The organism is Streptomyces sp. SID5643, assembly GCF_009872555.1.
Taxonomy (GTDB): Bacteria; Actinomycetota; Actinomycetes; order Streptomycetales; family Streptomycetaceae; genus Streptomyces; species Streptomyces iakyrus.
This window is the reverse complement of sequence record NZ_WWIC01000111.1, coordinates 25511-47370: the sequence shown is the minus strand read 5'-3', so window position 1 is coordinate 47370 and position 21860 is coordinate 25511. Positions and strand designations below refer to the sequence as shown.

At 73.2% G+C, this 21860-nt stretch carries 16 protein-coding genes and 1 pseudogene; 7 read left to right on the top strand and 10 right to left on the bottom strand.

What is annotated here, in order from left to right; translation table 11 throughout:
* From GTY56_RS14455 to GTY56_RS14445, 3 genes and pseudogenes are all read left to right on the top strand, one after another.
* A pseudogene (locus tag GTY56_RS14455) lies at window positions 1-545 on the top strand (glycogen debranching enzyme); the annotation flags it as partial.
* A gap of 106 nt (window positions 546-651) precedes the next feature.
* The gene (gene treY / locus GTY56_RS14450; protein WP_161365759.1) at window positions 652-3018 is read left to right on the top strand and encodes a malto-oligosyltrehalose synthase; all 2367 of its coding nucleotides are present in this window, start codon (window positions 652-654) and stop codon (window positions 3016-3018) included.
* Between the two features lie 305 nt (window positions 3019-3323).
* On the top strand, window positions 3324-4574 hold the full coding sequence (locus GTY56_RS14445) for a M14 family zinc carboxypeptidase (RefSeq protein WP_161365758.1): 1251 nt from the start codon (window positions 3324-3326) through the stop codon (window positions 4572-4574).
* Window positions 4575-4577: 3 nt separating this feature from the next.
* On the opposite strand, the gene GTY56_RS14440 is transcribed toward GTY56_RS14445, so the two are convergent.
* Both GTY56_RS14440 and GTY56_RS14435 read right to left on the bottom strand, forming a co-directional pair.
* Window positions 4578-5909 (bottom strand): M14 family zinc carboxypeptidase, encoded by a 1332-nt coding sequence (locus GTY56_RS14440; RefSeq protein WP_237524851.1) that lies wholly within the window; start codon window positions 5907-5909, stop codon window positions 4578-4580.
* A 277-nt stretch (window positions 5910-6186) separates the two neighbouring features.
* Window positions 6187-6738, bottom strand: a complete 552-nt coding sequence (locus tag GTY56_RS14435) for an FHA domain-containing protein (RefSeq protein WP_161365756.1) — start codon at window positions 6736-6738, stop codon at window positions 6187-6189.
* Between the two features lie 172 nt (window positions 6739-6910).
* Between GTY56_RS14435 and treZ the strand changes: the two genes are divergently transcribed.
* Window positions 6911-8656 carry a malto-oligosyltrehalose trehalohydrolase gene (gene treZ / locus GTY56_RS14430; protein WP_161365755.1) on the top strand — a complete coding sequence of 582 codons (1746 nt, stop codon included), beginning with the start codon at window positions 6911-6913 and terminating at the stop codon, window positions 8654-8656.
* A 121-nt stretch (window positions 8657-8777) separates the two neighbouring features.
* On the opposite strand, the gene GTY56_RS14425 is transcribed toward treZ, so the two are convergent.
* The 7 genes from GTY56_RS14425 to GTY56_RS14395 form a co-directional block, all read right to left on the bottom strand.
* Window positions 8778-9734: an aminoglycoside phosphotransferase family protein gene (locus GTY56_RS14425; RefSeq protein ID WP_161365754.1), complete on the bottom strand. Its 957-nt coding sequence runs from the start codon at window positions 9732-9734 to the stop codon at window positions 8778-8780.
* 46 nt (window positions 9735-9780) lie between these two features.
* Window positions 9781-10908 carry an aminopeptidase P family protein gene (locus tag GTY56_RS14420; protein ID WP_161365753.1) on the bottom strand — a complete coding sequence of 376 codons (1128 nt, stop codon included), beginning with the start codon at window positions 10906-10908 and terminating at the stop codon, window positions 9781-9783.
* A 213-nt stretch (window positions 10909-11121) separates the two neighbouring features.
* Complete coding sequence (locus tag GTY56_RS14415) at window positions 11122-11682, bottom strand: PDZ domain-containing protein (protein WP_161365752.1); 561 nt, start codon at window positions 11680-11682, stop codon at window positions 11122-11124.
* Between the two features lie 205 nt (window positions 11683-11887).
* Window positions 11888-14056, bottom strand: coding sequence for a germacradienol/geosmin synthase Cyc2 (cyc2, locus tag GTY56_RS14410; protein ID WP_161365751.1), 2169 nt, complete (start codon window positions 14054-14056; stop codon window positions 11888-11890).
* Window positions 14057-14124: 68 nt separating this feature from the next.
* Entirely contained in the window at window positions 14125-15309 is a 1185-nt protein-coding gene (locus GTY56_RS14405; RefSeq protein WP_161365750.1) for a damage-control phosphatase ARMT1 family protein, read from the bottom strand.
* Between the two features lie 79 nt (window positions 15310-15388).
* A complete protein-coding gene (locus GTY56_RS14400) occupies window positions 15389-16036 on the bottom strand; it encodes a ScbR family autoregulator-binding transcription factor (protein WP_161365749.1) in 648 nt (215 codons plus the stop codon).
* Between the two features lie 280 nt (window positions 16037-16316).
* The gene (locus GTY56_RS14395) at window positions 16317-18116 is read right to left on the bottom strand and encodes a S8 family serine peptidase (RefSeq protein ID WP_161365748.1); all 1800 of its coding nucleotides are present in this window, start codon (window positions 18114-18116) and stop codon (window positions 16317-16319) included.
* A 369-nt stretch (window positions 18117-18485) separates the two neighbouring features.
* Between GTY56_RS14395 and GTY56_RS14390 the strand changes: the two genes are divergently transcribed.
* Window positions 18486-19412: a lytic polysaccharide monooxygenase auxiliary activity family 9 protein gene (locus GTY56_RS14390; protein ID WP_161365747.1), complete on the top strand. Its 927-nt coding sequence runs from the start codon at window positions 18486-18488 to the stop codon at window positions 19410-19412.
* Window positions 19413-19429: 17 nt separating this feature from the next.
* On the opposite strand, the gene GTY56_RS14385 is transcribed toward GTY56_RS14390, so the two are convergent.
* Window positions 19430-20071, bottom strand: a complete 642-nt coding sequence (locus tag GTY56_RS14385; protein ID WP_161365746.1) for a Tat pathway signal sequence domain protein — start codon at window positions 20069-20071, stop codon at window positions 19430-19432.
* 629 nt (window positions 20072-20700) lie between these two features.
* Between GTY56_RS14385 and GTY56_RS14380 the strand changes: the two genes are divergently transcribed.
* Window positions 20701-21372 carry a DUF6230 family protein gene (locus tag GTY56_RS14380; RefSeq protein ID WP_161365745.1) on the top strand — a complete coding sequence of 224 codons (672 nt, stop codon included), beginning with the start codon at window positions 20701-20703 and terminating at the stop codon, window positions 21370-21372.
* Complete coding sequence (locus GTY56_RS14375) at window positions 21372-21818, top strand: DUF6114 domain-containing protein (RefSeq protein ID WP_202510157.1); 447 nt, start codon at window positions 21372-21374, stop codon at window positions 21816-21818. Before GTY56_RS14380 ends, GTY56_RS14375 begins: the two co-directional genes overlap by 1 nt.
* Window positions 21819-21860 lie beyond the last annotated feature (42 nt).

Here is a 21860-nt window from a genome sequence, read left to right as displayed (position 1 = left end):
GCGGCAACAACAACGCCTACTGCCAGGACAACGAACTGGCCTGGGTGGAGTGGCCGGAGGAGGGAGAGGACGCCGAGGGGGCTCCCAGCAGCCAGCTGCTGGCCTTCACGCGCGCGATGGTCTGGCTGCGCCGCAACCACCCCGTCTTCCGCCGGCGGCGCTTCTTCCACGGCCGGCCCGTGGAGGGCACGCACGACGACCTGTCCGACATCGCCTGGTTCACCCCGGACGGCCGGGAGATGACCCAGCGGGACTGGGACTCGGCGCAGGCGTCCGCGCTGACGGTCTTCCTCAACGGCAACGCCATCTCCGAGCCCGGCGCACGCGGGGAGCGCATCACCGACGACTCGTTCCTGCTGATGTTCAACGCCTCGCCGAAGCCGCTGGAGTTCGTGGTCCCGGTCAATCACGGGCGCCAGTGGGAGGTCGTGGTCGACACGGCCCACCCGGACGGGGTGCCCCCGGACACCGGCCCGAAGGTGCAGGCCGGAGACCGGCTGACCCTGACGGACCGGAGCATGACGGTGCTCCAGCGGCCCGTCTGACCGCCCGGCGCGTGTGCGTCGCCCGGAAGCCACTCGTCCGGGCGACGCGCGGCGCACCTGGCGCGGGGGATGACACGAACGGCGGCGGGGCGGGTACGTACGTTCCATGACACCTGAGCGACTTGACCCGGTGGTGCCCACGGCCACGTACCGGCTGCAACTGCAGCCCGAGTTCCCGTTCGGAGCAGCCGCGGCCGTCGTGCCGTACCTGGCCTCGCTCGGCGTCTCGCACCTGCACCTGTCCCCGGTCCTGGAGGCGGTGCCGGGCTCGACGCACGGCTACGACGTCGTCGACCACGCGCGCGTGCGCGAGGAGCTGGGCGGCGAGGAGGGGCTGCGGGCGCTGGCGCGCACCGCGCGCGAGCACGGGCTCGGGCTGGTCGTGGACATCGTCCCGAACCACATGGCCATGGCCCCGCGTCACAACCGCGCCCTGTGGGAGGTGCTGCGCGAGGGCCCGAAGTCACCGTACGCACGGTGGTTCGACATCGACTGGGAGGCGCAGGACGGCCAGGTTCTGCTGCCGGTCCTCGGCGGACCGCTGGGCGAGGTGCTCGACGAGCTGCGCGTCGACGGTGACGTGCTGCGCTACTACGACCACGTGCTCCCGCTGCGCGAGGGCACCGAGGACCTGCCGCTGCCGCACCTGCTGGACGCCCAGTGGTACCGCCCGGTGTGGTGGCGGCTGGCCCGGACCGAGCTCAACTACCGGCGGTTCTTCAGCATCTCGGAGCTCATCGGGGTGCGGGTGGAGGACCCGGAGGTGTTCGAGGCCACCCACGACAAGATCCTCGAACTGCTGCACGAGGGCGTGATCGACGGACTGCGCATCGACCACCCCGACGGGCTCGCCGACCCCGACGGCTACCTCCGGCGGCTGCACGAGGCGACCGGGGGTCGCTGGACGGTCGTGGAGAAGATCCTGGCCGACGGTGAGCACCTGCCGGCGTCCTGGCCGGTCGCGGGGACCACCGGCTACGACGCCCTGCGGCAGGTGGACGGGGTCTTTACGGACCCGGCGGGGTTCGGGGAGCTGCTGGGCCAGTACCGGCGCTTCGCGGCCCCGCAGACGGACCGGGGCGGGCAATGGGACGCGACGGTGCGGCGGGCGGCGTACAAGGTCCTCACGCACGAGCTGGCGACCGAGACCGAGCGCCTGACGCGGGTGGCGGCCCGGCTGTGCGCGACCTCGCCGGAGCCGGCGCTGCGCGACCGCGCGCCCTGGGCACTGCGCACCGCGCTCCAGGAGCTCCTGGTCCGCCTGGAGGTCTACCGGCCGTACGAGTCGGTGGACGCCGCGTCCGTGGTCACCCAGGAGGCCGCGGCCGAGGCCCGGCAGGCCTTCACCGTGCCCGAGGAGGCCGGTGCGGTGGACGTCGTGCGCGACCTGGTGCTGGGGCGGTACGGCGACGGGCCCGCGCACGTGGAGTTCCGGACGCGGTTCGCGCAGACCTCGTCGGCGCTGCGGGCCAAGTCGGTGGAGGACACGGCGTTCTACCGGTACGTGCCGCTGCTGTCGGCGACCGAGGTGGGCGGCGACCCGGGTGCTCCCGCCCTGCCGCCGGAGGAGTTCCACGCGTACTGCGCGCGCGTGCAGCGCGACTGGCCGGCCACCGGGACGGTGGCCACCACGCACGACACCAAGCGCAGCGCGGACGTCCGGGCGGCGCTTCAGGTGCTCACCGAGTGCCCGGAGCGCTGGGCGGACGTCCTGGCGGAGGTGACCCGCACCGGAGAGGGGGTGCCGGATGCGCAACTGGCCTGGGCGGCCTGGCAGACGGTGTTCGGCCTGGGCCCGGCCTCCGGGGTGCGGGAGCGGGTGCAGGGGGCGCTGCTGAAGCACGTGCGTGAGGCGGGCCTGTACACGAGCTGGACCGAGCAGGAGCCGCCGTACGAGGAAGCGGTGGAGCGGTTCGTGGCGGCCGGGCCGTGCGGGGCTCCGGGTGAGCGGGTCGCCGCGTTCCGGGAGTCGCTGGCGCCGCACATCCGGGCCAACGTGCTGGGCACGGCGCTGGTGCAGCTGACGATGCCGGGCGTCCCGGACGTCTACCAGGGCACGGAGGCCGAGTACCGGGCGCTGGTCGACCCGGACAACCGGCGGGCGGTGGACTTCCCGCCCGCGGAGTCCGGCACGTCCGGGGAGAAGGCGGCGGTGACCCGGGCCGCGCTGCGGCTGCGGGCCCGGCGGCCCGACGTCTTCGGCGACACGGCGACGTACCTGCCGTTGCCGGCCGAGGGCCCGGCGGCGCCCCACTGCCTGGCCTTCGTCCGCTCCGGCGCGGCCCTGACGGCGGTGACCCGCCTGTCCCTGCGGCTCGCGGAGGCGGGCGGCTGGCAGGACACCCGGCTGCCGCTGCCGCCGGGACGCTGGGCGGACGCGCTGGATCCGGCGCGGGAGTTCACGGGGCACGCGCGCGTGGCGGACCTGTTCGAGGGGCTGCCGGTGGCGTTGCTGGAGAGGGTGGACGACTGAGCTCAGGCGACCGCTGAGCCGCCGTCGGAGCAGTCCTCGGAGCAGTCCTCGTAGGCGGGCCGAAGCCCCGGGGCGCGGCCGGGTCGGGGGTGAGGACGGCGCAGCGATCTGCTCCTCCGGCGCCTCGGAGGTGGCGTACTCGTGCAGGTGCGGGCGTTCCTCACCCTGGCGGGGCGGGGCCTGCACCAGCAGCAGGCCGCCGCCGGTGCTTCCGGGCGCCCCCGGGAGCCTCCCCCACCGTGCCCTTGACACCACACCATGGCCGTGGGGTACTGCGATGGCGAACTCGGGCGGATGTGACGGGGGTGAGTGTCCTGCCGGAGCTGCGCTACCCGACGGTGACCGAACAGATCTCTGCTGCCCGGGCGTTGACCGCTCAGCGTCCCGGCGTGTGCACCCTGCGGCAGGTGGGTGCCTCGCGTGCGGGCAGGCCCCTGTACCTGCTGTCCGTGGGCCGCGCCCACCGCGCCGTACTGGTGGTGGCCGGTGCCCACGCCAACGAACCGACCGGTTCCTGCACCCTGCTGGCGCTCGCCCGGCGGGTCCTGGACCAGCGGGAGCTGCGCGACGGCATCTCCTGGCACTTCCTGCTCTGCGCGGACCCCGACGGGGCGAGCCTGCACGTGACGCCGGCGCCGCGCAGTCTGTACGACTACCACCTCGGTTTCTTCCGGCCCGCGGGCCCGGAGCAGCCCGAGTGGGCGCCGTCCGTGCTGCCGCCGGACCGGCTGCCGCCCGAGACCCGGGCCCTGACGGGCGTCATCGACGAGCTGCGCCCCTATCTTCAGGTCACCCTGCACGGCACGGACCTGGGTGGCAGCTGGGTGCAGCTGACGAAGGACGTGCCGGGACTCGCCGAGCCGTTCGCGAAGTCCGCGGCGGAGCTGCACATCCCGGTGGAGACCGGCGCGTCGGACGCCGCGGGCTGGCCCGCGTCCGGGCCGGGCGTGCACGTCATGCCCGCGCCGGGGATCGGGCCGGCGTACCCGAGCCTGCCGGACGACGCGCGGCACAGTACCTGGTTCCACGCCCACCGGTACGGCGGGATGACCGCGGTGGTGGAGGTGCCGATGTGGGCGAGCGACCTGGTGGACGACCCGGCTCCGCATCCTTCTCCGGCGGCTGCGATCGGACGGCTGGCGGGCCGGCTCGAGCGCGACGCGCTGGAGGTGACCCGGGTGCTGGAGGGTGCGCTGCCCCGGCTGGCTGAGCTGGACGGGCCGCTGCTGCGGGCCGCCCGGTGGGGGCTGGAGCTGGTGCCGGGCCTGGCCTCCGACCTGCTCCACACGCCGCCCGCCGACCGCACCCGGGCGTACGTCGGCAGCGTGGACGCGTTCGCGCGCCGCGTGCCGCTGCGGGCGGCGGCCATGCTGCTGCGGGTGCTGCGCGGGACGGACGACGCGGCGGCCAAGCAGCTGGAGGAGCTCGTCTCGACCTGGAGCGACGCCTTCGCGGAGCGCTTCCGCGCCCGCTGGGTGCCCCTGGAGCACCAGGTGGAGCACCAGTCCCGCACGGTCGTCGCGGCGGCGCTGCACGCGCGGGAGAGGGCCTGGTAGTCCTCAGTCCCGCTGCATCGGCACCGGCTCGCCCGAGCCGGAGCGATCTGGCGCCCGGCGCCCGGCCAGGTCGAACGCGGCGAGCACCACGCGCGCCTGGTACTCGGCCTGGCGGGCCACCGGGATCCAGCGCGCCCCGCAGCCGTCGCGGTACTCGGCGCACCACTGGTCGATCAGCCGGTCCAGTTCCGGCAGCGCCCCGGCCGGGTCGCGGCCGGCGGCCCGTACCAGCTGGTGCAGCAGCCCCGCCGTGCGCAGCGCCAGCCGGCGCCCGGAGATGCGCAGGGCGACCAGGTGGGCGGTGCTCAGGGGCGGCAAGGGGTGGGCCGGGCTGTCTCCGGTGTCGGGGTCCCAGGCGTCGGCGAGGCCGGGGCACACCAGGAGGTAGTCGTCGACGGGGGCGAGCAGGCGGGCCGCGTCCGCAACGGTGGCGAGGTGCGGGCGGATCCGGGTCAGCAGGTGCCGCAGGAGGTCCGTGTCGTGGCGCAGGGTGTGGCTGACGGCCCGGAGCACGGCGTCCCGGTCCCCGGGCGGGGAGCCGTCCGCCACGGCCGTCACGCCCCACATGGGCGCCTCGACCACCGCGGTGACGGTGCCGTGCCGGTACGGGTGGAACCATGTGGACTCGACGGCGGCCTCCGTGATGGCCGCGGCCAGACCGGCCCGGCGCGGTGGCGGGATCCGGTAGACGGCGGGCCCGAGGCCGGGCCAGTACAGGGCGTCGTACGCGCCGAGTTCGCGGGGGATGCCGAGCCGGGCGGCGATGTGCGCGAGGCGCCGGTCGAGGCCCGGCAGGTCGTGGGTGAGCTCGACGAAGCCGCCGCCGATGTCGACGCCGTGCAGCGAGCACTGGAGGAAGGGACGCAGTTCGTCCTGGAGGCCGAGCAGGGCGCGGGTCTCCGGCAGGGCGGCGCCGGCCGCGCCGTCGGGCAGCCACTCGGGCTGCTCCAGGAAACCGGGCCGGAAGAAGTTCCGGATGTACCGGTCGAGGGTGTAGGGGCCGGGCAGCCAGCCCTCGTTGCGGCGCGACCCGTCCGGGTCGAGGCACAGCAGCAGGTTCCAGGTGGCGTCGGCGCCGTCGGTGAGCCGCGGGTCGGCCAGGGTGCGCTCGGCCAGGCGCAGCACGGTGGCACCGCCCACGGGTTCGTTGGCATGCGGACCGGCGACGACCAGGGTCTGACGGCTGCCGTGGCCGACGGAGAGCAGCCACATGGGGGTGCCGGCGCGGGAGGTGCCCACCCGGCGCAGCCGGGCGTCACGGGGGTGGCGGGCGACGAGGGCGGCGGCCCGGGCGCTCAGTTCGCCGACGGTCGGATAGCGCAGGAGAGGCGGCAGGGCACACCTCCCCTGTGGGTGCCGTCGTTTCACCAGCTGTAGATGGCGTACGCACAGTGAGTCACGACTTCGGGGGTACGTCAACACCGTGCACAGCACAGGGATTTCAGCCACCCTGGCCGGACGGGCTTTCGGTAATGCCCAGGCCGGAGCTGAGGCATGGCTCCGTTTCCGGTCAGCCGGAACACAGCCGGAACACAGCCGGACGGCGGCCGGGCCCTCAGCCGGACGGCAGCAGGACCGCAGCCGGACCTTCAGCCGGACGGCGGCCGGACCCTCAGCCGGCCGACAGCCGGAACGTCATCCGGCCGAAGCCCACCTGGTCGCCCTCCCGGACGACGGCCGCGCCGACGACACGCCGTCCGTTCACCGTCGTGCCGTTGGTGGAACCGAGGTCGCGCAGGACCCACATGCCGCCCTGGTCACGGAGTTCGGCGTGCACGCGGGAGACGGTCTCGTGGTTGAGGCGCAGTCCGCTGGCGGGGTCGCGGCCTATCCGCAGCGGATGGCCGTGCGACGGGTGGGGCAGTTGCAGCTTGGGCAGCCGCTCGGCCTGCCAGGCCCGGCGCAGCCGCACGGAGAATCCGGAGACGGCCTCGACGGTGCCGAACACCAGGCGCGCGAGACGGCTCTCCGTGCGCAGGTCGGCGGTGAGCGCGGCGAGTTCGTCCGGGCGGCGGGCGGCGAGCGCCAGGTCCATGCGGCGGACGAACGTGTCGTGGGACAGCCGGCCCATGGCGACGCCGTCGCGGAGCACCTTCAGCACCCGGTCGCGCTCCGCGTCGGAGAGCCGCGCGGGGGACGTGTTGAACTCGAAGGACGACGTCACTGGGTGATTGTCGGGCAGCGCGGCCGGGCTGTCCAGAAAACGGGAAATCAGCCGCCACCCGCGCGTAGCCGGTGAGACCCGCCGCAAATGGGTGGATGCGCCAGCGGATTGATCTCGTTTGCCGCACCATGGACGGGCTACATCCCGGTGAGCAGACGAAGGGGAACCGTCCGTGCAGTTCGAGGTGTGGGCACCACAGGCCGGCCGAGTGACGCTCCGGTGCGACGACGTCACGCACGCGTTGGAGCGCGATCCGGAGCGGGCGGGGTGGTGGCGGGGCGAGGCCGAGGCGCGCGAGGGGTCCCGGTACGGCTTCGCCCTGGACGACGGGCCCGTGCTGCCCGATCCGCGCTCGCGGCGGCAGCCGGACGGCCCGGACGGGCTGAGCGCGGTCGTCGACCACGAGCGCTACGCCTGGCGCGCGGCGTGGCAGGGCCGGCCGCTGCCCGGCTCGGTGCTGTACGAGCTGCACGTGGGCACCTACACGCCCGAGGGCACCCTGGACGCGGCCGCCGGGCGGCTCGGCCACCTCGCCGAACTGGGCGTCACCCACGTGCAGCTGATGCCGCTGTGCCCCTTCCCGGGCACCCACGGCTGGGGCTACGAGGGTGTCTCGCTGTGGGCGGTGCACGAGCCGTACGGCGGGCCCGAGGCGCTGAAACGCTTCGTGGACCGGGCGCACGAACTCGGCCTGGGCGTGGTGCTCGACGTGGTGCACAACCACTTCGGCCCGTCCGGCAACTACCTGCCCGTCTTCGGCCCGTACCTCACCGACACCCACCACACACCCTGGGGCGCCGCGGTCAATCTGGACGCGCCCGGCTCGGACGAGGTGCGCGCGTACCTGATCGGCAGCGCGCTGGCGTGGCTGCGCGACTACCGGATCGACGGGCTGCGCCTGGACGCGGTGCACGCGCTGGTGGACACCCGCGCGCTGCACTTCCTGGAGGAGCTGTCCACGGCCGTGGACGCCCTGGCCGCGGAGACGGGGCGGCCGCTGTTCCTGGTCGCCGAATCGGACCTGAACGACCCGCGGCTCATCACCTCCCGCACCGAGGGCGGCCTCGGGCTGCACGCGCAATGGAACGACGACTTCCACCACGCCCTGCACACCACCCTGACCGGCGAGTCGCAGGGCTACTACGCCGACTTCGCGCGTGCTTCGCTCGGCGGGCTCGCCAAGACCCTCACCGGCGGCTGGTTCCACGACGGGTCGTTCTCCAGCTTCCGGGGGCGCCACCACGGGCGTCCGCTGGACCGTACGCGGGTGGCCGGGCACCGGCTGCTCGGCTACGGCCAGACCCACGACCAGGTCGGCAACCGGGCTCAGGGGGACCGGCTTTCGGCCCTCGTCTCCCCCGGGCTGGTCGCCTGCGCGGCCACGCTGATCCTGACGGCGCCCTTCACGCCGATGCTGTTCATGGGCGAGGAGTGGGCGGCGGGAACGCCCTGGCAGTTCTTCACCGACCACACCGATCCGGAGCTGGCCGACGCCGTACGGCGGGGCAGGCGGCGGGAGTTCGCCGCGCACGGCTGGAAGGAGGAGGACGTGCCCGACCCGCAGGATCCGGCGACCCGGGATCGCTCCTGCCTCGACTGGTCCGAGCCGGAGCGCGAGCCCCACGCACGCGTGCTGGCCTGGTACCGGCAGCTCATCGCCCTGCGCCACGGGCAGCCGGACCTGACCGATCCCGACCTCGCCGACACCAGGGTGGCCTACGACGAGGAGCTCCGCTGGATCGCCTTCCGGCGCGGGGACGTCCTCGTCGCGGTGAACCTGGCCTCCGAGCCGGCCGTCCTGCCGCTCGGTGTGCCCCACGCTCGCGTGCTGGCGGCGTGGGAGCCGGTGGAGACGCCCGGAGCGGACGGTGCGGTGCGGCTGCCCGGGGAGTCGGCCGTGGTGCTGGCCCAGGACTGAGCCGGGCGGGGTGAGCCCGCTGTCGCGGCCTGCGCCCGGAGGAGGGGCGTGAGGAGCGCCGGCCGCTCGATGCGGGGTGCTCCTCACCCCCGTGCAGATGTGCTTGGTGCCGCCCGGGCCGCTACAGGGCGTCGTCCGTGTCCCCCAGGTCCGTCACCCGTTCCAGCAGGATCGGCTCCCAGGCGCGGCGCAGCCGGGTCCGCAGGAGGGTGGCGTCCTTGCCGGTGAGGTCCTCGGCGAGGCGGACGACGGTGTCGCAGCGGGCGAGCCACAGGCCGCGCAGACAGGGGCGGGCGCCGTAGCCGGCGAGGGTGGCGGCGCGTACGGCGGCGGGCGATCCGACCGAGAGCGCGAGGCCCGCGATGTCCTCGGCCGGGTCACCGACGACTGCGCCGGCCCAGCCGAGGACGCCGCGCACCCGGCCGTCGGCGCTGACCACGAGGTGGCTGCCGGTGAGGGCGTGGTGGGTGAGGACGGCCGAGCCGGGCTGGGCGGCGAGCTGGGACGCGGCGGGCGGGGTGAGTTGGTTCAGGCGTGCGGCGTCGAACTCGTCGGCCGCGGCCAGGCGCTCGGCGGCGCGCACGGCGGACCGGCGCAGCGCCTCCAGGGAGCGGGGCGCGGCGCGCGGCAGGCCGAGCGTCTCGGCCTGCCGGACCGGCACCTCGCGCAGGCCCGTCAGGAGCGCGGCGAGATCGGCCTCGCCGACGGCGGACACGTCGTGCTCCTCCCCCGAGCCGCCGGGCACCTTGGTGTCCAGCGTGTAGCCGAGTCCGGGAGCCCACTCACCCTGTGCGACGCTCACGGGCACCGCCGTGGGGAGGTGCGGACGGACGAGGTCGCGCAGTCGCAGTTCGCGCCGCTGACGCAGGGTGGCCTCACGGTCGGGGGCAAGGCGCAGCACGTGGCGGGAGCCGACCCACCAGGTGACGGGCTCGGCGTCCTCGGTGGCGGGCCGGACGTCGGGGCCGCCCCGGCCGTCTCCGGTGTCCTTGGCTTCCTTGCCGTCCTTGGTGTCCTTGAGCAGGGACAGGACCAGCCGGCGGACGGTGTCCGCGGTGGGTGTGGGTACCTGGGTCATGGTCGCGCCGTTGCCGTTCGGGAGGCGTGCTGGGGACATCGGGGCCTCACTCCACTATGACCAGCTCACGCGTGGTGGTGTTCAGGCGCCGCCCGCCGTCCTCGGTGACGGTCACGATGTCCTCGATGCGGACTCCGAACCGGCCGGGCAGGTAGACGCCGGGTTCCACGGAGAAGCACATGCCGGGCACGAGGGGCCGCTCCTCGCCCTCGATCATGTAGGGCGGCTCATGGGTGGTGACGCCGATGCCGTGGCCGGTGCGGTGGATGAAGTACTCGCCGTAACCGGCGTCGGCGATGACCCGGCGGGCGGCCCGGTCCACGTCCTGGCAGGCGGCGCCGGGCCGCACCGCGCGGAAGCCGGCCTCCTGGGCCTCGCGCACGATGTCGTGGACGCGGCGTTCCTCGTCGGTGGGCTCGCCGACGTGGACCGTGCGGGAGGTGTCGGATCCGTAGCCGTCCCGCAGGCCGCCGAAGTCGAGGACGACCATGTCGCCGCGGGCGATCACGCGCTCGCCCGCCTCGTGGTGCGGGTCGGCGCCGTTCGGGCCGGAGGCGACGATGGTGAAGTCGACCTGCTCGTGTCCGTGGCCGCGGAGCAGCCGGTCGAGGTCCGCGGCCACCTCGGACTCCCGGCGCCCGGCGAAGGGGACGTTCCGGATCTCCTCGAACGTCGCGTCGGCGGCGGCACCCGCGGCGGCCATGAGGTCCAGCTCGGCCGCGTCCTTGACGGCGCGCAGCATCGGCAGGGCCTCGGTGAGCGAGGCGTAGGAGCTGCCGGGCAGGGCCTGCTGGAGGGCCAGCAGGTGCAGGGCCCAGGCGTTGTCGCTGATGCCGAACCGGCCGGAGGAGTCGAGGAGGGCGGCGGTGGCGGCGTAGGGGTCCTTGCCGTCGGTCCAGTCGCGCAGGGTCAGGGCGGCCGCGCCGGCCGCCCTGTGCGCGTCCGGGGTCTCCAGTGCGGGGACGACGAGGACGGGGTCCTGCCCGGCGGTGAGGACCAGCAGGGTGAGCCGCTCGGTGACCGCCGGGGGCGTGTAGCCGGTGAGCCACACCAGGTCAGGGCCCGGAGCCACCAGCAGACCGGCGAGACCGGCCTCGGCGGCCGCCCGCGCGGCGCGCTCCATGCGGGCCCGGTAGTCGTCGGCGGTGAAGGTGGCGGCCGTGCTTCCGGTCATCCGGGCCTCCCATGACGGACGAAGGGGCTACGGGCAGCATCCTGCCCGGCCGGAGGGGGTGGCGCGAGCCGTCTGCGGGCATTCACTCGGGCAACCTGTCCGACAGTGCAGAGCCGCTCAGGCGCCCGGGCTCATGCGGGGCGCCGATTTTCACCATGAGGGACCGGGCGGGGGACGTTCCCGGAGTTCCGGGCCGTGCCGTGCGGGCGGGCGTCACGCGGCGACGGCCGGTACGAGGGTCAGCTGCTCGTAGCCGCCGCTGTGATGGCGGACCGTCAGCCTGACCTCGGAGCCCGGGCGGGTGCGGGCGACGGCCCGGACCAGATCGGCGGCCGTGTCGATCCGGGTCGTGCCGAAGGCGAGGAGGACGTCGCCGCGCACCAGACCGGCGGCCTGGGCCGGCCCGGGGACGTGCAGCCCCACGACCACGGCGCCCGGCTTCCTGGCGTCCATGACCTGCACCCCGAGGGTCGCGGCGGAGGGCACGGAGGGGGCGGCGGAGGGTGAGGGGCCGGGCAGCGATGCCGAGTGCCATCCCCGCGGGTCGAAGCGTCCGCCCTTGCCGAGCACCGTGGCACCCATCGCCCCGAGGCCGATCCCGGACAGCACCAGGACCGCGCCGGTGCATCCGGCGAGCAGCACGTTGAGGAGCCGTCTCCCCCGTCGCCGGGCGGCGTGCGGGCGGGGCCGTGACGGCCCGGTTCCCGTCGCCGGGGCGGCCCCGTCGGGCTCCTGCCCCGGCATCGGCTTGGGTCGCAGCGCGGTCTGTTCCATGGCTCGCCTCCGGATGGTGCCGATCGCCTCCGGCGGATCCCGGATCGATCACGGCAGGTGCTCTACCCGGCACATCGGCGGCCGACGAGCCACGAACGAGTGAGACTGACCGGGGCCCGGGCGGTCCGGAGGGGCCCGGACACGGGCACGGCTCGTACCACGCCGGTCACCGGGCGCGGTACGAGCCGTGGAATGGGCGGGCCGGTCAGCGAAGGGCGGGGACGGGCGCGGCGGGCGGCCGGTCCGGGAGGAAGCCGTGGGCCCGGCGGGACAGCCACGCGTCCTTGTAGCGGTCCACCTCGCGATGCCAGTGCAGGATGCCGGACAGCCAGTTCCGCAGGTCCGCCACATACCTCCCCATCGCCGCGCGCGCCTCGCCCGTGAGCCGGAAGTCGTCGTAGAGGATGGGCAGTTCATGCTCGACGACGTGCTCGAACTGGCGCATGCGCCGGCTCATCAGGTCGTGCACGATGCCGAGCCCGGTCGGGTAGTCGCAGCCGAAGAAGGTCTGCACGACGAGGATCGCGTTGTGGATCTCGCCCTCGTACTCGATCTCCTTCTGGTACGAGAAGACGTCGTTGAGGAGGCACGCGAAGTCCATCGCGGCGTTCTCCAGGGAGCGGACCGGTCCGCTGCGGTAGACCTCGGGCGGGACGGCCGGGCCGTGTCCCATCCGGCACAGGCTCAGGGTCAGCTCGGAGCCGAAGGTCGCCCGGCGCATCTCCAGGTAGTCGACCGGGTCGGGCACGCGGTTGTGGAGCTGGTTGGACAGCTCCCACACCCAGCTCTCGGTCATGGCGTCGACCGCGGCCTTGAACGTGCGCCGCGCGTCGGGCGTCATGTCCGCGGTGGTCCGCACCCACAGGTCGGCCAGGCCGCGTTCCATGGCGTTGGCCGGGGGCGGTGGCTCCGCGCCGTCGAGCGGCATGCAGGCGGACAGCCGGGCCGTGGTCAGCCGGGCGGCGGCGAGGTCGCGGCGGTGGCCGTGGACCAGTGGGTAGTAGTCGTCGCCGTAGGTGCCCCAGGCGAGCCACTGCGCGCTGAGGTCGAGGGCCTCGCGCGTGGCGTCCGGGTCGAGGCCGGCCGAGCAGAGCGCGAGGTCGTGGGCGCGGAGCTTGTCCTCGTCCCAGACGCCCTCGGCGAGGATGCCCATGCGCTCCACCCAGTGGCGCAGGCTCCGGCGGGCGTGGTCCAGGTGCGGGCTCAGCTCCAGCGGGAACGGCATGCGGATGTCGGGGATCCGCGACGGCCCGACCTTCTGGTACGGCACGTGCGTGTACGAGCGCAGCCGACGTTCGGCACCGGCCGACGCGAGCAGGGCGCGGACGTCGGCGGCGGAGGTGCCGATGCCGGAGCATCCCGGCCACGGACCGTCACCGCGCACCGCGTTCTCGTTCATGTAGCGGCTGGAGCGCAGATGCCACTCGTGGCCCCCGGACTGCCAGTCCTGCAACCCCTTCGTGTAGGCGGCCACCGCAGCGAGTTCGTCCGGCCGGAGGCCCTTCTCCAGGGCCAGGGCGGGCACTTCGGTGAACGCGGTGTGCTCGAACTGGTGGAGGCGGGAGGTGAGGACGTCGTTGACGGTGTCGGCGGCCTCCTGGGTGGTGCAGCCGAAGAAGGTCTCCAGGACGAGCACGCCGTTGCTGTTCTCGCCCTCGTCCTCGACCTCGCGCTGGTAGGAGAACAGGTCGTTGCGCAGGTGCACGGCGTCGGAGAACGTCTCCATCAGCACCCTCAGCGGCCTGGACCCGGCCACGGCGGCGGGGACTTCGGCGGTCGCGTACTCCACGAGCCCCGCCGACCAGGGGGCGCCGCCGACCTTGCGGCGCATCTCGATGTACTCGACAGGGTTGGCGATCCGGCCCTCGTTGATGTTGGACAGCTCCCACATCGACTCGTTGAGGAGGTGCTCGGTGGCCACGGCGAAGCGGCGGCGCCAGGCCTCGGACATCTTCGGCACCGTGCGGGCCCACAGGTCGGCGAGGCCCGCCTCGACCGGGTTCCGCGGTTCCGGCACGGGAGCGAACAGGTCCTGCGGCATGAACAGCGGCAGCCGGTCCAGGTGTGCCTTGCCGGCGGTGCGGTCCTGGCTGCGTTTGTACTTCTCCAGGAAGTGGTCGTCGAAGAAGAAGACCCACACGTACCAGTCGGTGATGAGGGAGAGGGCAGGGCCGTCGCAGTCGGGGTGGGTGTAGGCGCAGAGCAGGCCGTAGTCGTGCGCGTCGAGGTCGGCCTGCTCCCAGACGCCGGATCCCTCCAGCATGCCCATCCCGCGCGCCCACTGTGTCGAATGCGCCCTGGCCTCGTCGACGTGCGGGTTCAGCCGCGCGGGATGCGGCAGATAGAAGTGCGGGAGTTCGAACGGCTGCGTCATGGCCGGGCCCTACCCGGTGCCCCGCGACGGCATCCGCCGAGTCGCACATGATCACACCATCGCGTGAATCAGGGGGCGTCCCGCACCTGGACCAGCGCGTGCGTGCCACTGGTGCGCCAGCGCTGCTCCTCCGCCGCGACCAGGGCGGCCTCGGTGTGCGCGTCGAGGCCGGTGATCACGTCGGACTTCAGGGTGCGCAGGGCGGCGACGGGGCAGGGGAAGCAGGTGGCCACGTCGGCGAACGGCGTGGTCGGCTCCCAGAGCCGGTCGCCCACCAGGCGACGGTAGTTGAGGTCGCCCTTGACGATCGTGAGGGTGGCCGCGGCGAAGTCGGCACGCAGGTCGCCGGGCATCTCCGCGTACGGCAGCGGGGCGCTGGAGAAGGGGTGGGCGCGCAGGGTGAGCCGCCCGTCGCCCAGGGCGGACCAGAGGTTCCGCCCGTACGCGGCGGCTGCTCCCCCGGACCCGGTCAGCCGGCGCAGTGCGTCGACGACGTCGGCGGTGGTGGCGTCGGAGACGTAGTAGGGGTACGGCTTGACGTGCAGGACCGCCTGTCCGATGCGGCCGCTTCCCAGGAGGTGGGCGATGAGCAGGAGATCGGGGACGAGTTCACGGCCCGCGTTGTCGGCGACCAGGTACAGCGTGGCCCCGTCGGCCTTGTCCAGCAGCGACCAGAGCCGGTCGCTGTCGTCGGCGACCAGCCCGGGCACGGCGTCCGCGGCCCGCGCGCCCTCGGCGGAGAGGCGGAAGCCGAGGTCGGCGCGGTTGCCCCACAGGGAGCCGTGCAGCAGGGCCTGGGCCTGCTCGGCGGCGGGGCGGCCGGCGAGGTCGTCGAGCGCGGCGAGTTCCTCGTCGGTCTCGGCGGAGTCGAGTTCGGCGAGTTTGAAGGGGCGGAACGGGTCGACGCCCTGCCACGGTCCGGGGCCGAAGTAGCCGACGGCCTGGAGCAGTCGGCGGTAGAACCAGCTCTCGGACCAGAGCCACGGCACGTCGAACCAGGAGCGGCCGGTGTACTCGCCGAGCCCCCAGGCCTCCCAGTGGTCCCGGTCGTGCGCGTCGGCGGGGAGGGGCTCGATCACGCCCCCGGTGCAGTTGGCGAGCAGGTCGTCGAGTGCGCGGTGCTGCGGGGGTTCGTACGGGATGGCCTCGCGGACCTGCCGGATGATGGCGGGGTGCCGCTCGGCCAGCACGCTGTGAGGGAAGGAGCCCGGCTGGTTGCCGAGGAGCAGGGGTGCGGAGGGGGTGTCGGGCATGGGCCTCACGGTAACGCGCGGGTACGCCGCGGTGCCGCGTGTGCCCGCCGCACGGGTCCGGGCGCCGGGCCGGCCACGGTCACACCGGTGCGATCTCCCGCTCCAGACGGGCCGCCAGGCTCAGATAGCGGGCCCGGCGGGTCACCGGGACCAGGCCGCGGATGAGTATGTTCCACATCTCGGCCGTGCGGCGGGGCTGGCGCGCGACCGGCTCGCGCGAGCGGCCCACGACGCGGGTGCCGACGAAGAAGCAGACCAACGAGTGGGCCACGACGTCGATGTCGATGTCCGGGTGGACGTCGGACTCCTTGACCGCGCCGACGAGCCGGGCCGTGACGATGTCCAGCCACTCGGTGAAGGGGTGGCTCAAGGGCGGCTTGGGCCGGATCCCTCCCGTGGCGAGCCGCAGCCCCGCCCGCAGCACCGGGTCCTCGACGGACATGCGGGTGATGCCGAACGTGAGGCGCATCAGCGCCTCCAGGGAGGTGTGGCCGCGGTTGTCCGTCTCCGTCGCCAGCCGACGGGCGGTGTGCGACTGAAGTTCGAGGATCGCGTGGGCGAGATCCTCCTTCGCCGCGAAGTGGAAGTACAGGGCGCCCTTGGTGACGTGGGCGTGCTCCACGATGTCGCTGAGGCTGGTCGATTCGTAGCCGCGACGGTCGAACAGGTCAGCGGCGGCCGTGATGATCGTCGAGCGGGTCTGCTCGGCTCGCAACTGCCTCGCCATCGACTGAACTCTCCCGGGACGGAAATGAACGGGTCATGCCGTTTGTTTTTACCCCCCGTATACGATAACTCACCCTGAGACGGCGTCCATCACACCAGTGTGCCGGAGTGCGGGTGCACATCCGGCAAAACAAGCGCAACTGGTGAAAGAAAACAGCGCGTCCGGTATCTAACTGTGGGGGATTCGGGGCCAGACGTAAAGGCGGGCCGGCCGGTGCCCCATCCGCACCGGCCGGCCCGCCCGTTCGTGGCCTGCCTCGTTCAGCGTTCCCGAAGGAGGATCAGAAGGTCAGCTTCCAGCCGTTGAGGGTGCCCGTGTCCTGGGCGGCGGTGTCCTGGACGCGCAGCTTCCAGGTGCCGTTGGCCACCTCGCCGGCGGCGTTCACCGTGTAGGTGGTGTTCACGTTGTCCGCGGAGTCCGACGCGGCGGCCTTCAGGCGGTACGCCGAACCGTCCGGCGCCACCAGGTCGATGACGAGGTCACCGCGGTAGGTGTGGGTGATGTCGACGCCGACCTGGAGGGCCGAGGGAGCGTTGCCGCTGCGGCCGGTGACACTGATCGGGGACTCGATCGCGGCGCCGTTGTCCGGGATGGCGACGGCGGTGGTGCTGGAGAACGTCGTGCCGGTGGACGTACCGCCCTTGACGGCCTGGACCGTCTTGGCGGCGTCCGCGAGGCCGGCGCCGCAGCCGCCGGAGCAGGTGCCCGGCAGGGCACGGGCGTTGGCCTTGATGGCCGACTCGATCTGCGCCGGGGTGAGGGCGGAGTTGGCCGACTTCATCAGGGCGGCGAGGCCCGCGACGTGCGGGGTGGCCATGCTGGTGCCCTGGTAGAAGGCGTAGTTCTCGCTCGACGGCGTCCTGGAGCCGGAGTTCAGCGTGGAGAGGATGCCGTTGGCGGTCGAGGTGCGGGTCTCACCGCCGGGGGCGGAGATGTCCACGACCGTGCCGTAGTTGGAGTACGAGGCACGGCTGCCTGCGCGGTTGGTCGCGGCGACGGTGATGACGTTGTTGCAGTTCGCCGGGGACGATGACGAGGCGTTGGTGTTCTCGTTGCCGGCCGCGACGACGACCGAGGTGCCGCGGTTCACGGCACCGTTGATGGCGCTCTGGGTGGCGCTGGAGCAGGCGCCGCCCCCGCCGAGGCTCATGTTGATGACCTTGGCGACGTTGGTGTTGGCGGGCACGCCCGAGACGGTGCCGCCGGACGCCCAGGTGATGGCGTCGATGATGTCGGAGTCGTAGCCGCCGCACTTGCCCAGCACGCGGACGGGGGAGATCTTCGCGCCGTAGGCGATACCGGCGACACCCTTGCCGTTGTTGGTGGCGGCGGCGATGGTGCCGGCCACGTGGGTGCCGTGCCAGGAGGAGGTGGAAGCCGGGATGCCCTGGCCGCACTCGTTGTCGTTGTACCAGTCGCCCGGGTCGGCCGGGTTGCTGTCACGGCCGTTGCCGTCGACGGAGACGGCGGTGTCGGAGATGAAGTCGTAGCCGCCGACGATGTTCGCGGCCAGGTCCGAGTGGGCGACGTAGCCGGTGTCGATGACGGCGACGGTCACGCCGCTGCCGGTGGTGGTGTCCCAGGCGGCGGGGACGTTCATGCCCGCGGTGGACTCGAACAGGTCCCACTGCTTGCTGTACTCGGTGTCGTTCGGTGTGACGGCCGTCGGCTTGTTCAGGCGGTCCGGGACCACGTAGGCGACCTGCGGGTCGGCCTGGTACGCGGCGACGACGTCGGAGACGGACGCCCGGGTGGGGTCGGAGCCCAGCTCGACGAGGGCGGCGCCGGTGCCGAGGCGACGCTGGAAGTCGACGTCCTCGCCGGTCTTGTCGGCCTTGGACGCGGCGTCGGCGGCCGCCGCCTTGTTGGACTTGGCCTCGCTCGCGCCGGACTTGTAGCCGACGATGAGGCGCTCGGCCTGGACACCCGGGGCGGCCTCGGTCTGCGCGGCGGGAACGGCGGCCGGGCGGGGAGCCGGCTCCTGGGCGACGGCGACCGAGGCGGGGGCGGCGGTCAGCAGGGCGGTGGAGACGACGGCGACGGATATCAGCTTCCGTCTGAGCTCTGGGGAGATACGCACGGTCGTTGCCTTTCGTGGCCGGACTCCGGGCTGGGCGGAGCGGCGGTGGAGTCGCTTCGTCCTCGAAGCGGAGGGGGGTCGTTCGAAAAGCGAAGAGCGACGCGATGGCCGGCCAGGCGTGTGGGGAGCGACCGTTCGGGGTTACCTGTGGGTCAGCTGTGGTCGAACGATAGGCAAAGGAAAGGTCAGCGGGATACGGGGGAAACCCTCGATCCACCTGCTGCCCGACCCTCGATGGCGGGCGGACGGAGGGCAGTTGACCGCCCAATGGCCCCTTTTGCAGCAGGTCGTGGCGCGATGAACGCGTCGGGCCGGTTTCCCGTACTGCACTACCGAACGTCGCCGCCCGGGCCGAGGAGAAGCAGACGGATGCCTCGTACGACCGCACACCGCACCGCACTCGCCGCGGCTCTGGTGACCCCGCTGCTGCTGCCGCTCGGGACGGCGGCTCCCGCCCGGGCGCACGGGGCGCCGACGGACCCGGTGAGCCGGGTGGTGGCGTGTTCCCCGCAGGGCGGTGACCGGGCGGGCACGGCGGCGTGCCGTGCGGCCGTCGCCGCGAACGGCGCGCCCTTCACGGCGTGGGACAACCTGCGGGTGGCGAACGTGAACGGCCGGGACCGCGCGGTGATCCCGGACGGGAAGCTGTGCAGCGGGGGCCTGCCCGCCTACCGGGGTCTCGACCTCCCCCGCGCCGACTGGCCGTCGACCCGGACGGCGCCCGGAGCGACGCTGACGATGCGGTACGTCTCGACGATCCCGCACACCGGTACGTTCCGGATGTATCTGACGAAGCCCGGCTACGACCCGGCCGGGCCGCTGTCCTGGTCCGACCTGCCCCGGAAGCCGTTCGCCGAGGTGACGGACCCGGCCCTGCGGGACGGCGCGTACCGCTTCGAGGCGACTCTGCCCTCCGACCGGGCCGGGCGGCATGTGCTGTACACGGTCTGGCAGAACAGCAGCACGCCGGACACCTACTACGCGTGCTCCGACGTGGTGTTCCCGGAGAAGGAGAAGGAGAGGGAGCCTCGGAAGGAGGAGGCGGGCGCCGAACGGAAGACGCGGGAGCCGGCGACGAAGGAGCCCGGGCAGAAGCGGCAGCCGGAGAAGGCGGAGCCGGTGGCGAGCCCCGCCGTGGACTCCCCCGGCCCGCAGCCCCGGGGCGACCACACGCCACTGGCCACCTCGTCCGGACCGTCCTCCGGCCCGTCCGCGCCCGTGCTGGCGGGCGGCGCCGCGGCGGTGCTGCTGCTCACCGGCGGCGCCGCCCTGGCCGTACGGCTACGGCGACGCTGAACTACCGCTGTCTGCGCCTAGTTGACGACGACGGCGACGCCGCCCTTGGTCACCGGGGCGTACTTGGCGGTGAAGAAGGCGTTGCTGAAGCACAGCGACGAGCCGGACACCTTGGTGAACTGCTGGTTGGTGAAGGAGATGCTGTTGTCGGCGTTGCTCGCCGTGCCGGTCAGACCGGGGGCCTGGTAGACGCAGGTGATGGTGCCGAGCAGGGTGCGCAGCTTGACCGTGGACTGGACCGCCGAGCCCGCGGCCGGGGCCACGGAGACGGTGCCGTCGGAGGACACGCTGGTGGTGTAGGGCAGGTTGTCGACGGTGATGCCGCTGACGCCGAGCACCCCGACGACGTTGGTGGAACAGCCGGTGGTGTCGAAGCTGTGCGAGGTCAGGGACTCGGTGGCGGTGCCGGGGGCGGCGGGGTTGTCGGTGACGGCGGCGGAGAACGCCGACTTGGTGCAGGAGATGCCGCTGGTGCCGGTCGCGCTGGAGTAGAACGTGGCGGCGGTGCCGCTCGCCAGGGAGGCGTCGAGGACGTCGCCGACCGCGACCGCGGCTCCGTCGGCGGTGGTCAGGACGGGGGTGTCGGCCGCGGAGGCGGGGGCGGCGAGGCCCAGGGCGGCGACGGCGGCGGTGAGGGTGAGGAGGGTGCGCGTACGCATGGGGTGTACCTCTTTCCATAGCGGAGGTGCGGGTGGGGGGTGCGCCGGACGTCCGCCGTTGCGGGCCCGTCACGCCTTCTCCGTACGTGACGGGCCGGCAACGGCAGGCCGGTCACCGGCCGGAGGTCCACACGGGAAGGGACCTCCGGCCGGGCCGGGCGGGGGGTGGCTGGCGGCGCGGCTCCAGAAGCCGTGCCGTTGCTGGGGGGCTCGGGCGATGGAAAGCCCGTGCGGACGCACCGGGCGACGAGATGCCCTGACGGGCGCGAGCGGGTCCGGGACACGCGGACGTGCCGCGTGGCGGATCCGGCGCCACGGATCCGGTGGGACGAGGAGAGTTGTAGACCGGCCTCTCCGGCAACGTCAAGACATTGCAAGGGAGTTGTGCACGCCGTGAGCGTTTCGGAAAACCGGCGACTCACCCACGGCACACCATCGCCACTCTTTGTTCACACTTCCCTTGACCCTTCATGTAACCCCCGGTAACTTCCTCGACGGCTACTGCGGCGTAACGAGAAAGCCCTTGCAACCACCGGGAGTTGCGGGAGCCGTGCGTACGCGGTCGGTGTCCGCGCCAGGGCAACGTGCCACCGAAGTCCGATCCGCACCGACATGCACCTGGAGCACACATGACCTCCTCCGCCGAGCACACCCCCGAAAGACCGGACGGCGCCGCCGCCCCGGACGTCGGCGACGCTCCCGCGCGTCGCGGGCGGGTCCGGGCACGCCGGGCCGCGGTAATGGCGGTGCCGGCCACGCTGGCCGCCGCGGGACTCGCGGTCCTGACCGCCGAAGGCGCCCTGGGCGTGCAGTTCGCCATCTCCGGCATGCCCTTCACGGTCACCGCGACCGAACTGGACGGCACCGGCTTCGCACAGTTCGGCGGTCTGGACGAGATGGCCGAGGGCAGCCCCAACGCGGGCGAGACCGGCGGTCAGGTACTGGTCGTCACGTCCGTGATCAAGAACGCGACGCTCACCAAGCTCTGCCAGAGCGTGGACCTCGGCGGCACGAACCTGGTCATCAGGGCGGGCGAGGGCTCGCAGAAGGTGCGCGCCAGCGATCTGACGACCGACTCGACCGAGCTGTCCGGCGACGCGGCCTTCACCAACATCGAGATCGGCAACGACGCCAGCACCCTGAACAAGGCGGGCCCGAAGGGCCGCGGGCCGATCGGCGTGTTCAGCCAGCAGTCCGACACGGTGCACATCGCCAACCTGCGGCAGACCAACTACGCGACGACGGCCGGTGTGTTCAAGCTGCCGGGCCTGAAGCTGGGCTTCAGCGGATCGGGTTGCTGATGCCGCGCGGCCCGCGTGAGGGAGTCCGGCCCGCCTTCCGGCAGTGGCGGGCCGGCCGGCCGTTCTGGGGCGGGCTGCTGCTCGCCCTGGGCGGGGCGGAGGTCCTGCTCACCCTGAAGGCGTCGCTGGACGTCATCCTGCACGTCGGTATGCAGGGCGTGGCCGGCTATCTGCTCCCGGTGGTGATGCTGCTGTGCGGCGTGCTGATCCTCTTCAACCCCACCCAGCGTCTGTTCTACTCGGTCATCGGCGTCCTGGTCTCCCTGGCCACCTGGATGACCTCCAACCTGGGCGGCTTCTTCGTCGGCCTGCTCCTGGGCGTGACCGGCAGCTGCCTCGCCTTCGGCTGGCTCCCGGACCAGGAACCCCGCGTCAGCCGCAGACAGCGCCGGAAGCAGGCCCGGGCGGCCGAGACCGTGGCCCCGGCGCCGGCGCGGCAGGCCTGAGGAGTTCCCCTCGGCCGATCCGAAGGACGGCCGGCCCTTGGC

Excerpts from the sequence above, each read along its gene's own strand:
- GTY56_RS14405 (WP_161365750.1), bottom strand. The coding sequence starts at position 15,309 with ATGCCCGACACCCCCTCCGCACCCCTGCTCCTCGGCAACCAGCCGGGC.
- GTY56_RS14400 (WP_161365749.1), bottom strand. The coding sequence starts at position 16,036 with ATGGCGAGGCAGTTGCGAGCCGAGCAGACCCGCTCGACGATCATCACG.
- GTY56_RS14380 (WP_161365745.1), top strand. The coding sequence starts at position 20,701 with ATGACCTCCTCCGCCGAGCACACCCCCGAAAGACCGGACGGCGCCGCC.
- GTY56_RS14420 (WP_161365753.1), bottom strand. The coding sequence starts at position 10,908 with ATGACCGGAAGCACGGCCGCCACCTTCACCGCCGACGACTACCGGGCC.
- GTY56_RS14425 (WP_161365754.1), bottom strand. The coding sequence starts at position 9,734 with ATGACCCAGGTACCCACACCCACCGCGGACACCGTCCGCCGGCTGGTC.
- treY (WP_161365759.1), top strand. The coding sequence starts at position 652 with ATGACACCTGAGCGACTTGACCCGGTGGTGCCCACGGCCACGTACCGG.
- GTY56_RS14415 (WP_161365752.1), bottom strand. The coding sequence starts at position 11,682 with ATGGAACAGACCGCGCTGCGACCCAAGCCGATGCCGGGGCAGGAGCCC.
- GTY56_RS14390 (WP_161365747.1), top strand. The coding sequence starts at position 18,486 with ATGCCTCGTACGACCGCACACCGCACCGCACTCGCCGCGGCTCTGGTG.
- cyc2 (WP_161365751.1), bottom strand. The coding sequence starts at position 14,056 with ATGACGCAGCCGTTCGAACTCCCGCACTTCTATCTGCCGCATCCCGCG.
- GTY56_RS14375 (WP_202510157.1), top strand. The coding sequence starts at position 21,372 with ATGCCGCGCGGCCCGCGTGAGGGAGTCCGGCCCGCCTTCCGGCAGTGG.
- GTY56_RS14385 (WP_161365746.1), bottom strand. The coding sequence starts at position 20,071 with ATGCGTACGCGCACCCTCCTCACCCTCACCGCCGCCGTCGCCGCCCTG.